12 protein-coding genes are annotated in these 13,962 nt (G+C 65.9%); 8 read left to right on the forward strand and 4 right to left on the reverse strand.

Going from position 1 to position 13,962, the window contains the following annotated elements; genetic code table 11:
- Positions 1–66 precede the first annotated feature (66 nt).
- Positions 67–1,755, forward strand: a complete 1,689-nt coding sequence (gene ilvD / locus ACAH41_RS14345; protein ID WP_325648962.1) for a dihydroxy-acid dehydratase — start codon at positions 67–69, stop codon at positions 1,753–1,755.
- A gap of 4 nt (positions 1,756–1,759) precedes the next feature.
- Here the strand turns inward: ilvD and ACAH41_RS14350 are convergent, their stop codons facing one another.
- Positions 1,760–2,014 carry a TIGR04438 family Trp-rich protein gene (locus tag ACAH41_RS14350; RefSeq protein ID WP_325648960.1) on the reverse strand — a complete coding sequence of 85 codons (255 nt, stop codon included), beginning with the start codon at positions 2,012–2,014 and terminating at the stop codon, positions 1,760–1,762.
- A 122-nt stretch (positions 2,015–2,136) separates the two neighbouring features.
- Between ACAH41_RS14350 and ACAH41_RS14355 the strand changes: the two genes are divergently transcribed.
- From ACAH41_RS14355 to ACAH41_RS14365, 3 genes are all read left to right on the forward strand, one after another.
- Positions 2,137–2,433, forward strand: coding sequence for a c-type cytochrome (locus tag ACAH41_RS14355; RefSeq protein WP_325648959.1), 297 nt, complete (start codon positions 2,137–2,139; stop codon positions 2,431–2,433).
- A gap of 139 nt (positions 2,434–2,572) precedes the next feature.
- Entirely contained in the window at positions 2,573–4,054 is a 1,482-nt protein-coding gene (locus ACAH41_RS14360) for a DUF4139 domain-containing protein (protein ID WP_325648958.1), read from the forward strand.
- Between the two features lie 145 nt (positions 4,055–4,199).
- Positions 4,200–5,375: an OpgC domain-containing protein gene (locus tag ACAH41_RS14365; protein ID WP_325648957.1), complete on the forward strand. Its 1,176-nt coding sequence runs from the start codon at positions 4,200–4,202 to the stop codon at positions 5,373–5,375.
- A 7-nt stretch (positions 5,376–5,382) separates the two neighbouring features.
- On the opposite strand, the gene ACAH41_RS14370 is transcribed toward ACAH41_RS14365, so the two are convergent.
- Positions 5,383–6,108 (reverse strand): SGNH/GDSL hydrolase family protein, encoded by a 726-nt coding sequence (locus ACAH41_RS14370; RefSeq protein WP_370538342.1) that lies wholly within the window; start codon positions 6,106–6,108, stop codon positions 5,383–5,385.
- 197 nt (positions 6,109–6,305) lie between these two features.
- Positions 6,306–8,273, reverse strand: coding sequence for an acetate--CoA ligase (gene acs, locus ACAH41_RS14375; RefSeq protein ID WP_325648953.1), 1,968 nt, complete (start codon positions 8,271–8,273; stop codon positions 6,306–6,308).
- Positions 8,274–8,505: 232 nt separating this feature from the next.
- Here acs and ACAH41_RS14380 point away from each other — a divergent pair, with 232 nt between their 5' ends.
- On the forward strand, positions 8,506–9,126 hold the full coding sequence (locus ACAH41_RS14380; RefSeq protein WP_325648951.1) for a YqhA family protein: 621 nt from the start codon (positions 8,506–8,508) through the stop codon (positions 9,124–9,126).
- 13 nt (positions 9,127–9,139) lie between these two features.
- Here the strand turns inward: ACAH41_RS14380 and nhaA are convergent, their stop codons facing one another.
- Positions 9,140–10,297: a Na+/H+ antiporter NhaA gene (gene nhaA / locus ACAH41_RS14385; RefSeq protein WP_325648950.1), complete on the reverse strand. Its 1,158-nt coding sequence runs from the start codon at positions 10,295–10,297 to the stop codon at positions 9,140–9,142.
- A gap of 89 nt (positions 10,298–10,386) precedes the next feature.
- On the opposite strand from nhaA, the gene ACAH41_RS14390 reads away from it, so the two are divergent.
- From ACAH41_RS14390 to ACAH41_RS14400, 3 genes are all read left to right on the forward strand, one after another.
- Positions 10,387–11,913 carry a fumarate hydratase gene (locus ACAH41_RS14390; RefSeq protein WP_325648948.1) on the forward strand — a complete coding sequence of 509 codons (1,527 nt, stop codon included), beginning with the start codon at positions 10,387–10,389 and terminating at the stop codon, positions 11,911–11,913.
- A gap of 134 nt (positions 11,914–12,047) precedes the next feature.
- On the forward strand, positions 12,048–13,256 hold the full coding sequence (locus tag ACAH41_RS14395) for a hypothetical protein (RefSeq protein WP_325648947.1): 1,209 nt from the start codon (positions 12,048–12,050) through the stop codon (positions 13,254–13,256).
- A gap of 53 nt (positions 13,257–13,309) precedes the next feature.
- A complete protein-coding gene (locus ACAH41_RS14400) occupies positions 13,310–13,948 on the forward strand; it encodes a TerD family protein (protein ID WP_325648946.1) in 639 nt (212 codons plus the stop codon).
- The last annotated feature ends 14 nt before the right edge of the window (positions 13,949–13,962 follow it).

Raw genomic sequence — 13,962 nt, forward strand, 5'->3', positions numbered from 1 at the left:
AAGGCGGTGCGCCAACGCACTGCCGTGCCAGGGCTACACTGAAGTTTTGGATCCTGAGCAAATGCCATGGCTTCCGACCTGAACCGCCGCTCCAAGCACATCACCGAGGGCGTCGCGCGGGCGCCCAACCGCTCCATGTATTACGGCATGGGCTACCAGGAGACCGACTTCGGCAAGCCGATGATCGGCGTGGCCAACGGGCACTCGACCATCACGCCTTGCAATTCAGGCCTGCAGAAGCTGGCGGACGCAGCGGTGCAGGGCCTCAAGGAAGCCGGCGCCAACCCGCAGATCTTCGGCACGCCAACCATCTCCGACGGCATGGCCATGGGCACCGAAGGCATGAAATACAGCCTGGTGTCGCGCGAGGTGATTGCCGACTGCGTGGAGACCTGCGTGGGTGGCCAATGGATGGACGGCGTGATCGTCATCGGCGGCTGCGACAAGAACATGCCGGGCGGCATGATGGGCATGCTGCGCGCCAACGTGCCGGCCATCTACGTCTACGGCGGCACCATCCTGCCGGGCCGCTACAAGGGCCAGGACCTGAACATCGTCTCGGTCTTCGAAGCGGTGGGGCAGTTCTCCGCCGGCAACATGAGCGAAGAGGACTTCTGCGAGATCGAGCGCCGCGCGATTCCCGGCACCGGCTCCTGCGGCGGCATGTACACCGCCAACACCATGAGCTCGTCCTTCGAAGCGCTGGGCATGAGCCTGCCGTATTCGTCGACCATGGCCAATGTGGAAGACGAGATCACCGCCAGCGTGAAGCGCTGCGCCGCGGTGCTGGTCGAAGCGGTGAAGAAAGACCTGAAGCCGCGGGACATCGTCACGCGCAAGTCCATCGAAAACGCCGTCGCCGTCATCATGGCCACCGGCGGCTCGACGAATGCGGTGCTGCACTTCCTGGCCATCGCCCACGCGGCCGAAGTCGAGTGGACCATCGACGATTTCGAGCGCATGCGCCGCAAGGTGCCGGTGCTGTGCGACCTGAAGCCCAGCGGCCAGTTCCTGGCGATTGACCTGCACCGCGCCGGCGGCATTCCGCAGGTCATGAAGACGCTGCTGGCCGCCGGCCTGCTGCATGGCGACTGCATGACCATCACCGGCAAGACCGTGGCCGAGAACCTGGTCGACCTGCCGGACCAGCCGCGTGCCGACCAGCAGGTGATCCGCCCCGTCGCCAACCCGATGTACGAAGAAGGCCACCTGGCGATCCTGAAGGGCAACCTGAGCCCGGAAGGCTGCGTGGCCAAGATCACCGGGCTGAAGAATCCGGTCATCACCGGCCCGGCGCGGGTCTTCGACGACGAACAATCCGCCCTGGCCGCCATCATGGCCAAGCAGATCCAGGCCGGCGACGTGATGGTGCTGCGCTACCTCGGCCCCAAGGGCGGCCCGGGCATGCCGGAGATGCTGGCGCCCACCGGCGCGCTGATCGGCCAGGGCCTGGGCGAAAGCGTCGGCCTGATCACCGACGGCCGCTTCTCCGGCGGCACCTGGGGCATGGTGGTCGGCCACGTGGCGCCCGAGGCCTACGAAGGCGGCACCATCGCGCTGGTGCAGGAAGGCGACTCGATCACCATCGACGCGCACCAGTTGAAGCTGCAGCTCAATGTGGCCGACGACGAGATCGCCCGCCGCAAGGCCGCGTGGGTCAAGCCCAAGCCGCGCTACACCCGCGGCGTGCTGGCCAAGTTCGCCTTCAATGCGTCGAGTGCCAGTGCCGGTGCGGTGCTGGACCGGTTCGAATAGGCCTTCAGCGCTTGCGGTTGCCGCCGCGCAAGTGATCCAGGCCCATGTTGGCAATGTTGCGGCGGCGGCGCTCGGCCTTGCGCTCTTCATCCTTTTCCATTTCGCGCTTGCGCGTCAGGCCGCTGGCGTCGGCATACCACCACCAGAGCAGCGCCAGCACAAAAGGCAAGGCGATCCACCACCAGTCCAGGTGACCCACGAAGCCCCAGTCCAGCAACCAAAGTGCCAGCAGCACCACCCCGATGAAGATGAACGCCATGTGCGATTTCCCGGTTGCCGCGCCGCTCGAACGCAAACCCTGCGTCGCAGCCGTCCCTACAATGTTCTGGTCACGAATGTAATTCACCCAGCCCTCATTTCCTCACTCACGGAAAGATGCCAATGAAAGCGCTGATCACCTTGCTGGCCCTGGTGGCCGCCTCGCCTGCCTTTGCACAAGCCGAGTTGGCCACCAAGAAGAACTGCATGGCCTGCCATGCGATCGACAAGAAGATCGTTGGGCCCGCCTACAAGGACGTGGCCGCCAAGTACGCCGGACAGAAGGACGCCGTGGCCAAGCTGGCCGAGAAAATCCAGAAGGGTGGCTCCGGCGTGTGGGGGCCTGTGCCGATGCCGGCCAATGCCGTCACGCCGGACGAGGCCAAGCAGCTCGCAACCTGGGTGCTCACGCAGAAGTGACACCGCGGCAGTTGCCGCGCGCTCACCCAAAAGGCCGCACTTGCGGCCTTTTTGCTGGCCCCATCTTTTTTGAAGACGGGTTCACCCCATTCCTGAGGCTGCGCCGTAGAAGCTGGTGTCAAGACCTCAGGAGGACACCATGACCCGGCTCAACCAACTCGCCAGCGCCGCGATTGCCACCATCAGCGCCATCGCCTTCGCTGCGCAGGCACAAGCCCCTGCACCCGCCCTCACCCTCGACGGCGCCGAACAACGCAGCACGCTGGCCGACCAGCAGGCGATTGCGCTGACCATCTACAACGACGACCTGGCGTTGGTGAAGGACACCCGGCAGTTCTCGCTGCCCCGCGGCGTGAACCGGCTGGCGCTGCGCGATGTCAGCGCCCGCATGCGGCCCGAGACGGCGCAGTTGCGCAGCCTGTCGCAACCCGGCGCCCTGAGCGTGCTGGAACAGAACTTCGACTTCGACCTGCTGACGCCGGCCAAGCTGCTGGAGAAGTCGGTTGGCAAGACGGTGCGGGTCATCAAGACCCATCCGCAGACCGGCGCCGAAACCGTGGAGACCGCCGAGGTGCTGAGCGCCAACCAGGGCGTGGTGCTGAAGATCGGCGACCGCATCGAGACCGGCATGCCGGGCAGGCTGGTGTTCGACGGCGTGCCGGCCACGCTGCGCGACCGGCCCACGCTGGTCACCGAGTTGGACAACCAGCTCGCGGGCCCGCAATCGACAGAGTTGTCCTACCTGACCGGCGGCCTGTCCTGGCGCGCCGACTACGTGGCCGAGCTGAGCGCAGACGACAACTCGCTGGACCTGAACGGCTGGATCACGCTGACCAACCAGAGTGGCACCGCTTACCCGAATGCGAGTGTGCAACTGGTGGCCGGGGATGTGAACCGGGTGCGCGAGGAAATGCACATGGCACGCGCCAAGGCTGACGGCAGGGTGATGGCCATGGCCGCCCCCGCCGCGCCGGCGGTGGCCCAGGAAGCGTTGTTCGAGTACCACCTCTACACGCTGGGCCGCGCCACCACGCTGGCCGAGAACCAGACCAAGCAGGTCGCCTTGATGAACGCCAGCGGCGTGCCGGCGACCAAGGAACTGCTGTTCAGCGGCAATGACTACTACTACCACGACAGCGTGGGTGAACTGGGCCGCAAGCTCAAGGCCCAGGTCTTCGTGGCCTTTGCCAACCGCGAGGCCAACCACCTCGGCCAGCCGCTGCCCAAGGGCGTGGTGCGCGTCTACAAGCGTGACAGCGCCGGCCGCGCGCAGTTCGTCGGCGAGGACCGGATCGACCACACGCCGAAAAACGAGACGCTGCGCCTGCACCTGGGCGAAGCCTTCGACGTGACGGCCGACAAGAAGCAGACCGACTTCAAGCGCCGCGAGCCCGGCAACCAGGCCAGCTACGTGGCCGAGAGCGCCTACGAGATCGTGCTGAAAAACGCCAAGCCCGAGCCGGTAACCGTCACGGTGCGCGAGCCGGTGCCTGGCGACTGGAAGATGCTGGAGAGCTCGCAGCCGCACGAGAAGGTGGCGGCCGGCACCGCGCAATGGCGCATCAAGGTGCCGGCCGAAGGCTCGGTGACTTTGAAATACCGGGTACTGACGCGGTTCTGAAGAGGCGGCGCCAGGCGGCACGCCGCGTGCCCCTGTGGCGGCATTGGCGTCGCCTTTCGCGTTTCGCCTGCTGTCACCTCAGGAGCCCGTTGCCGATGCGCCAGGTCCGTGTTGCCGCTGTTCAAGCTCTTGCAGCGGGTGCTCCATGACACGCCGCTGGGAGATTGACGCCTTGCGTGGACTGATGCTGGTGTTGATGACGCTGACGCACCTGCCCACGCGCTTCTCGGACCCGACCGGCCAGCCGTTTGGTTTTGTCTCGGCGGCCGAAGGTTTCGTGATGCTGTCCGGCTACATGGCCGGCATGGTTTACACGCGCCGGGCACGTCAAAAAGGCGATGCCAGCATCCCCGGCGCCTTCCTGCGCCGCGCGCTGAAGATCTACCTCTGCCAGGCCGGCCTGCTGCTGTTCCTGTTCACGCTGATCGCGATGGTCGGCCTGATGGCGCGGCAGGAGGCCGTGACCAACCTGCTGTCCTTCTACCTGGCGCACCCGGTGCAGGCCTTTGTCAGCGGCATGCTGCTGATCTACAACCCGCCGCTGCTGGACATCCTGCCGATGTACATCCTGCTGATGCTGGTCAGCCCGCTGGTGTTGCTGCACGGCCTGCACCGCGGCTGGGGCGGCGTGATGGGCATGAGCCTTCTGCTGTGGCTGGCGGCGCAGTTCGACCTCTTCCACCTGCTCTACGACCGCATGGCTAGCGCCAGCCGCTGGGCCTGGATCCCGTTTGCCGAGCTGGGCTCGTTCAAGCTGTTCGCCTGGCAGTTCCTGTGGGTGCTGGGCTTGTGGATGGGGGCCAGCGGCGCCGAAGACGGGCCGACGGCCGGCTGGGACTTTCCGCGCTGGATGGTCAACGCAGCGCTCGCCATCGCGGCGGTGATGCTGGTCTGGCGCCACGCCGTCGGCCAAGTCCCGTTTGCGGAGCCGAACGCGCTCAACCTGCTGTTCGACAAGTGGCAGCTGGGCCCCATGCGCTTGATCAACTACTGCGCGCTGCTGGTGCTGGTGATGCACTTCGGGCCCTGGTTGAAGACCCGGCTGCCACGTGTGGCGGCGCTGGAAACCCTGGGCAAGGCCTCGCTGCCGGTTTTCTGCACCCACTTGCTGCTGGCCCTGGTGGCGCTGACGATCTTCGGCTCGTCCACCCCGGAACGGCCGGTGTGGATCGACGTCGTGATCCTGGCCGCCACGCTGGGTGTCCTGTATGCGGTGGCCTGGGGCAGTCTGCGCATCGACGCCCAGGCGGCCGAGGCGCGCAAGAAGCTTGCGGCGCGCCGCATCTCACGCCGCGGGCCAGGCCACGCCCCAGCGGCGTGAAACGCCTTCAGTTGGCAGCCGCCGTCTGCATCGGCTGCGGCTTGTTGCCCGGCAGCAGGTGCGACGCGATCTCCTTGCGCCACAGCGCATAACCCTGCTCGTTCATGTGCAGCCGGTCTTCCAGGAACAGCTCAGGCCGCGGCTGGCCGCTGCTGTCCAGCATCTTCGAATAGATGTCGATGAAGTCCAGGTTGGGGGTCTTGCCGGCGTAGGCCGAGATCAGCGCATTGGTGTCGTGGATCGCCGGCATCAGCGAGGCGCGCAAGGGGCTGGGCTTGATCGACAGGTAGGCGATGCGGGTGTCAGGCAGCGCGGCCTTCACGCCTTCGACCAGCGTCTGGAAACTCTGCAGCACCTGCTGCGGCGTGGCACCTTCGGCCAAGTCGTTGTCCCCGGCATAGACCACCACCAGCCGCGGCTGGTAGGGCAGCACCAACCGGTCCAGGTAACGGGCCACGTCCGACAGGCGCGAACCGCCGAAACCGCGCTTGATGACGCTGGGCTGCTGGTCGAACTGGGTTTCGAGATTGCCCCACAGGCGGATGGACGAGCTGCCGACGAACAGCACACCGCCAGGCTGCGGCGCCGCAGTGCGGTCCGCCGCGGCAAATGCATCCAGGCTCTCGCGCCAGCGGGCGTCGATTTCAGACCGAACCGAGTTCGGTGACCGCGCCAGCGGGCTCAGCGACTGGGCGCGGGCCACACCCAGCGCCGCCATGCTGAGACCGGCCACGGTCGCCGCCGTTCGCAAGGACTTCCTCATCCGCTGAGACTTTCGCATCGTGAACGCTCCTGCTTTCTCAAACGAGTGAGGTGCAGACGGCGCGGGTAAGTTCCAGCCGTGGGGGATTTCAAGACGTAACGCAGGCCCCGGAAAAAGCAAAAAAGGGCAGCCATGCGCCGCCCTTTTTCATCCGCGGTCAATGCGCGTCAGTTGACCTGGGACAGCTGATCCAGGATCGCCGGGTTCTCAAGGGTGCTGGTGTCCTGCGTGATGGCCTCGCCCTTGGCAACCTGCCGCAGCAGGCGCCGCATGATCTTGCCCGAGCGGGTCTTGGGCAGGTTGTCGCCGAAGCGGATGTCCTTGGGCTTGGCGATGGGGCCGATTTCCTTGCCCACGTGGTCGCGCAGCAGCTTGGCAATTGCCTTGGCTTCTTCGCCGGTCGGGCGTGGGCGCTTGAGCACCACGAAGGCGCAGATGGCTTCGCCAGTCGTGTCGTCCGGCCGGCCCACCACGGCCGCCTCGGCCACCAGCTCGGTGCAGCTGACCAGGGCCGACTCGATCTCCATCGTGCCCATGCGGTGGCCGGAGACGTTCAGCACGTCGTCGATGCGGCCGGTGATGGTGAAGTAGCCAGTCTTGGCGTCGCGGATCGCGCCGTCGCCCGCCAGGTAGTACTTGCCCTGGAAATCGGCCGGGTAGTAGCTCTTCTTGTAGCGCTCCGGGTCGCCCCAGATGGTGCGGATCATGCTAGGCCAAGGCTTCTTGACGACCAGGATGCCGCCCTGCCCGTTGGGCACGTCCTTGCCGGTTTCGTCGACGATGGCCGCGGCAATGCCGGGGAACGGCAGCGTGCACGAGCCCGGCACCATCGGCGTGGCACCTGGCAGCGGCGTGATCATGTGGCCGCCGGTTTCGGTCTGCCAGAAAGTGTCGACGATGGGGCAACGGCCACCGCCCACATGCAGGTGGTACCACTCCCAGGCGGCAGGGTTGATGGGCTCGCCGACCGAGCCGAGGATGCGCAGGCTGCTCAGGTCGTAGCTCTTCGGGTGCACCTCGTCCTTGGCCTCGGCCGCCTTGATCAGCGAGCGGATGGCCGTGGGCGCGGTGTAGAAGATGGTGACCTTGTGGTCCTGGATCATCTTCCAGAAGCGGCCGGCGTCCGGGTAGGTGGGCACGCCTTCGAAGACGATCTCGGTGCCGCCCAGCGCCAGCGGGCCGTAGGTGATGTAGGTGTGGCCGGTGACCCAGCCGATGTCGGCGGTGCACCAGAAGATGTCGTCGGCCTTCAGGTCGAAGGTCCACTTGGTGGTGAGCGCCGCGTGCAGCAGATAGCCGCCTGTGCTGTGCTGCACGCCCTTGGGCTTGCCGGTGGAGCCGGAGGTGTAGAGCAGGAACAGCGGGTGTTCTGCTTCTACCCATTCCGGCTCGCAGGTCTCGGGCTGGTCCATCATCAGCTCGGCCAGCCACAGGTCGCGGCCCTCCGTCATGCTGACCTGCGCATTGGCGCGGTTGACCACCAGCACCTTGCCCACCGATTCGCAGCCGCCCAGCGTCAGCGCCTCGTCGACGATGGCTTTCAGCGGCAGCTGCTTGCCGCCGCGCACCTGGCAGTCGGCAGTGATGACGGCCTTGGCGCCGGTGTCTTCGATGCGGTCGCGCAAGGAGTGGGCCGAGAAGCCGCCAAACACCACCGAGTGGGTCGCGCCGATCCTGGCACAGGCCTGCATCGCGGCCACGCCGTCAACCGACATCGAGATGTAGATGATGACCCTGTCCCCCTTGCCGATGCCGATGGCCTTCAGCGCATTGGCCATCTGGCAGGTCTTGGCCAGCAGTTGGGCGTAGCTGGTGCGGGTGACCGTGCCGTCGTCGGCCTCGAAGATCAGCGCCGTCTTTTCGCCCAGGCCACGCTCGATGTTGCGGTCCAGGCAGTTGTACGAGGCATTCAGCAGCCCGTCCTCGAACCATTTGAAGAACGGCGCGTCGGCGTCGTTCAGCACCTTGGTGAAGGGCTTCTTCCAGCTGAGCAGTTCGCGCGCCTGGCGGGCCCAGAAGGCTTCGTGGTCGGCTTCGGCTTCGGCGCACAAGGCGTCGTAGGCTGCCATGCCGGACACATGGGCCTGGGCCACCAGCTCGGCGGGCGGCGTGTAAATCTTGAGGTCTTCACTCATGTCGTCTGTCTCCTCGGTCTTGATTGCCTGCACGGGCCTGCCTGCCGATGGGCATTGCCCGTTTGGCCCGCACTGTGTTCCGTCCGTCTGACGAAGGCCTTACTGCAGGGGGCCGCCAGCTGCCAGCACGGGCCCCGCAAAGCCGCCCTGGGCTTTCCTGGGCGACCCCTAGAATTCCCGGCATCGGCAGCCCTCCGGGCTGGCCCAGCACACCTGACGCCATCCACACCTCATGACGCCAACTCCCAAGCCTTCGCCCCGCCCGCCCCAGCAGCGCCTGGGCATGCTGCCCACGGTGATCTTCGCCAGCCGCTGGCTGCAACTGCCCTTGTACCTTGGCTTGATCCTGGCGCAGGGCGTGTACGTCTTTCATTTCTGGGTCGAACTGGTGCACCTGATCCAGGCGGCGCTGGGCGACCAGCATGCGCTGGAGATCCTGATCAAGAGCGTGGGCTATGCCCATGCCGACACGCCGCCCAACGCGTTGAACGAGACCATCATCATGCTGGTGGTGCTGGGCTTGATCGACGTGGTGATGATTTCGAACCTGCTGATCATGGTCATCGTCGGCGGCTACGAGACCTTTGTCTCACGCATGAACCTCGAAGGCCATCCAGACCAGCCCGAATGGTTGAGCCATGTCAATGCTTCTGTACTGAAGGTCAAGCTGGGCACCGCGATCATCGGCATCTCGTCCATCCACCTGCTGAAGACCTTCATCAGCGCCGACAACTACAGCGAGAAGACGCTGATTGCGCAAACCGCGATCCACCTGGCCTTCCTGCTGTCTGCGATGGCGATTGCGGCCTCCGACCGCATCCTCTACGGCAGCAAGAACCCGGACCCGCACTGAGCCACAGGGCAGCTCAGGTCTTTCGGGTCAGGACCCAAGCCCCGAGGGCGGCGGCAATGATGGAGCCGCCCAGCACGCCCAGCTTCAGCTCGGTCTCGAGCAGCGGGTTGCCCTCGAAGGCCAGCCCGCCAATGAACAGGCTCATCGTGAAACCGATGCCGCACAGCAGCGACACGCCCAGCACCTGGCGCCAGGCGGCACCTGCCGGCAGCACGGCCCAGCCAGCGCGCACCAGCAGCCAGACGGAGCCAAACACGCCGACCGCCTTGCCCAGCACCAGTCCGGCAGCAATGCCCAGCGTCACAGGCGCCAGCAGCACCGAGGCCGAAGCGTCCAGCAAGCTGACGCCGGCATTCGTGAAGGCAAACACCGGCAGCACCAGGAAGGCCACCCAGGGGTGCAGCGCATGTTCGGCGTCTTCCAGCGGCGAGCCGCCGTCGGGCCGGCGCATGGGGACTGCCAGCGCGGTGGCCACGCCGGCCAGCGTGGCATGCACACCGGACTTCAGCACGAAGACCCACAGCACCAGGCCCAGCACGACATAGACGCCCACATTCGTCACCTTGGCCCGGTTCAGCCCCCACAGCCCGGCCAGGCAGGCGCCGGCGCCCAGCAGCATGCCCAGCGACAGCTGGCTGGTGTAGAACACGGCGATCACGCCGATGGCGCCCAGGTCGTCGATGATGGCCACCGCCGTCAGGAACACCTTCAGCGAAGCCGGCACGCGCGAACCCAGCAGCGTGACGATGCCGATGGCAAAGGCGATGTCGGTCGCAGAGGGAATGGCCCAGCCGCGCAGCGCGACCGGGTCGGCATGGTTGATGGCCGCGTAGATCAGCGCCGGCACCGCCATGCCGCCCAGCGCCGCGGCCGCCGGCAGGATGGCCTGGCTGCGCGAGGCCAGTTCTCCTTCGACGAACTCGCGCTTGATCTCCAGCCCGACCACGAAGAAGAACACCGCCATCCACAGGTCGTTGACCCAGACCACCAGCGGCTTGGCCAGCACGAGCCAGCCGTCTGCAATGCTGACAGCGCCCTGCAGTTTCAGGAAAGCGGCGTAACTGGCGCCCAGCGGCGAGTTGCTGACGACCAAGGCCAACGCCGCGGCGACCGCCAACACAATGCCACCCGCGGATTCGTGGGCGAAGAAACGACGCAGTGCCGGGGTCATCGATGGGCTCCCTTCAGTAAAATCCCGGATGCATTCTGCCCGTCACTGGCAGACCTCCGCCCGCACAAAGCAAGCATGGAAAGCCAAGCATGACCACCATCCGCCAGGCCGATCTGATCGAGTCCGTCGCCAGCGCGCTGCAGTACATCAGCTACTACCACCCCGCCGACTACATCGCCCACCTGGCCCGCGCCTATGAGCGCGAGGAAAGCGCCGCAGCCAAGGACGCGATCGCCCAGATCCTGACCAACTCGCGCATGTGCGCCGAGGGCAAGCGCCCGATCTGCCAGGACACCGGCATCGTCAACGTGTTCCTGAAGATTGGCATGGAAGTGAAGTGGGAAGGCTTTGGCAAGGGCTCAGTCACCGATGCGGTGAACGCAGGCGTGCGCCAGGGTTACCTGAATCCGGACAACGTGCTGCGCGCCTCGGTGCTGGCCGACCCGATCTTCGAGCGCAAGAACACCAAGGACAACACGCCTGCCGTGGTCCACATGGAGCTGGTGCCTGGCGACAAGGTCGACGTGATCGTCGCGGCCAAGGGCGGCGGCAGCGAGAACAAGTCCAAGATGTACATGCTCAACCCCGGCGACAGCATCGTCGACTGGGTGCTGAAGACCGTCCCGACCATGGGCGCCGGCTGGTGCCCGCCGGGCATGCTGGGCATCGGCGTGGGTGGCACGGCCGAGAAGGCAGTGATGCTTGCCAAGGAAGTGTTGATGGAAGACATCGACATGTACGAACTGCTGGACCGCGGCCCGCAGAACAAGCTCGAAGAGCTGCGCATCGAGCTGTACGAGAAGGTCAATGCACTGGGCATTGGCGCGCAAGGCCTGGGCGGCCTGACCACGGTGCTGGACGTGAAGATCAAGACCTTCCCGACGCACGCTGCCAGCAAGCCGATCGCGATGATCCCGAACTGCGCCGCGACCCGCCACGCGCACTTCGTGCTCGACGGCTCCGGCGCCGTGCACCTGGACCCGCCCAGCCTGGACCTGTGGCCCGACGTGACCTGGGCACCCGACTACAACAAGAGCAAGCGTGTGGACCTGAACACGCTGACGCAGGCCGAAGTTGCCAGCTGGAAGATCGGCCAGACGCTGCTGCTCAACGGCAAGATGCTGACCGGCCGCGACGCCGCGCACAAACGCATCAAGGACATGCTGGCCAAGGGCGAGCCGCTGCCGGTGGACTTCGCCAACCGCGTCATCTACTACGTCGGCCCGGTGGACCCGGTACGCGACGAAGTGGTCGGCCCGGCCGGCCCGACCACCGCGACCCGCATGGACTCGTTCACCGAGATGATGCTGGCCCAGACCGGGTTGATCTCGATGATCGGCAAGTCCGAGCGCGGCCCGGTCGCCATCGAATCCATCAAGAAGCACAAGAGCGCCTACCTGATGGCCGTGGGCGGCAGCGCCTACCTGGTCTCCAAGGCCATCAAGGCCGCCAAGGTCGTCGGTTTTGCCGACCTGGGCATGGAAGCCATCTACGAGTTCGACGTGGTGGACATGCCGGTGACGGTGGCCGTTGATTCGAGCGGCACCAGCGCCCACATCGAAGGCCCGAAGACCTGGCAAGCCAAGATCGGCAAGATCCCCGTCGTCGAAGCCTGACCAAGTGGGAATGCAATTCAGCCCGCCAGAACCGCAACTGGCGGCGCTGCATTGCGTTTTGTCTCAAGGGGTGGCCGCGGGGCCCGGTGTTGGGATAGGCTAGACGCCCTGTCATTCCCCAGGGAAGAAACGCCTTGAGCAACATCCCGAGTTCGCTGCCCACCACGCTGGCGACCACCTCGTTGTCACCGCTTTCGCCGCTGCCCGGCAGCAGCAACCTTGCGCTGGTCGGCATTCCGGCCGACTTCCCCGTTGCCCTGAGCGACGAGCAGCGCAACACCATTGGCGCGCAGATCGCCAGCGTCAGCCTGGCCCAAACGCCGATGCTGGACATCGCCAAGCTGGGCGGCGAGGCCGAGCAGTCGCTGCACCGCACGCTGGGCCAGTTCCTGGACCGCATCGAGAAGGCCGAGCAGCCGCGCATCTTCAAGCTGGTGGCAGGCCTCAGCGAAGCCGTCGAAAGCGAGAAGCTGGACGTGCTGGCCGACAAGATCCTGAACGCCCAGCCCAGCGCCATGGAGCGCTTCATGGGCATGTTCAACAAGAAGACCTTGAGCAAGGCCATGAGCCGGGCTTACGAAGAGGTGCGCCTGGCCGCGTCGGGCAAGAGCAAGAAGCTCTCGGACCTGATCAAGACCATGGAAGTGGAGCTGCAGCAGGAGCAGCAGCGGCTGGACGGCGAGGTGCGCAACCTCGAACAGCTGAAAAACGCCTACCGCGAGCGCTTCGTCGAGTTCGCCCAGGTGGCGGCTTTCCTGATGGGCTTTGTCAACAAGGCCCGAGCCGAGCTGGGCGAAGCCATCAGCAATGGCGCCGACAGCGGCACCATCGCCACGTTGCAGGACAAGCTGCAGGCACTGGAAAGCCGCTCGCTGGCGATCGAAAGCACGCTGTCGCGCCTGCCGTCGGACCAGATGGTGATCCGCCAGCTGCAGAACGCCGGCATCTCCACGCTGCAGGAAACGACGACCACCGCGTCCTCGCGTTTTGCCAGCATCAAGATGACGCTGCTGACCATCCACGGCGCGCTGGTCACGCAGGGCGTGCAACGCCTGGCCGAGCAAGGCGCCGCGCTGGATGCCAACCTGCTGGCGGTGCGCTCCAAGCTGATGACCGAAGTCGTCGGCAAGGCCGCCACCGCGCCGGGCGACAACCGCCTGGCGCAGGCACGCCAGCTGCAAGCCATCGTGGCCGACACGCGCCAGCTGGTCGGCATCGTCGAACAGGCGCGCGCCAAGAACATGCAGAGTTTCGAGCAGGCCCGCCAGATCTTCGCGCAGGCGCGCCAGGACATGGCGCAACTCGGCGCGGTCATCCGCCCCGACCTGCCCGCCCAGCGCTGAGCCAAGCTGAACTTCCTTTTCTCTTTCGCTCCCTTCCGCAAGGAACCCGCTTCATGTCCAAACTCGTTCTGAACCTGGCCAAACCTGGCGAACAGGCGCCCAAGCTGCAGCTCAACCTCAGCAAGGGCGAAGCCTTCACCGCCAAGCTCTCGTGGGACGGCGAGACCGACCTCGACCTGCATGCCATCGTCTGCGTCAATGCCGGCGACGGCGCCAAGGCGCAAAGCCTGGAAGACATCCTGTCGACCTACAACGTGCGCCGCAAGATCGGCGGCCAGGAAGTGGGCGTGCTCGACAAGCAACCCGACGGTTCGTTCCAGGTGCACGGCGGCGCGCTGCGCCACAGCCCGGACGCGCTGGACGGCGCGCTGGACGGCGTGGATGAATGGATCCGCGTGGACCCATCCAAGCTGCCTTCGGTCAGCAGCGGCGTGCTGGAAATCCCGTTGGTCGCGATGATCCACACCCAGGCCGCAGCCAAGCGCTTCGGCCAGGTGCAAAACGCCGAGATCGCCATCGTCAATGCCAGCGGCACCGAGCTGATGCGCGCCAGCCTGTCCAACCAGTTCGGCGACTTCATCGGCGTGCAGATGGGCTCGGTCATGATCGAGGCCGGCGGCAAGGCCAACTTCGTCGCCGTCGGCGTCGGCTTCAACGGCGATTTCAACAGCGTGCTGGGCCACTTCTCCTGAAGCACGGCCAGCTC

The organism is Ideonella sp., assembly GCF_041287625.1.
In the GTDB taxonomy this organism is placed as follows: Bacteria; Pseudomonadota; Gammaproteobacteria; order Burkholderiales; family Burkholderiaceae_C; genus Ideonella.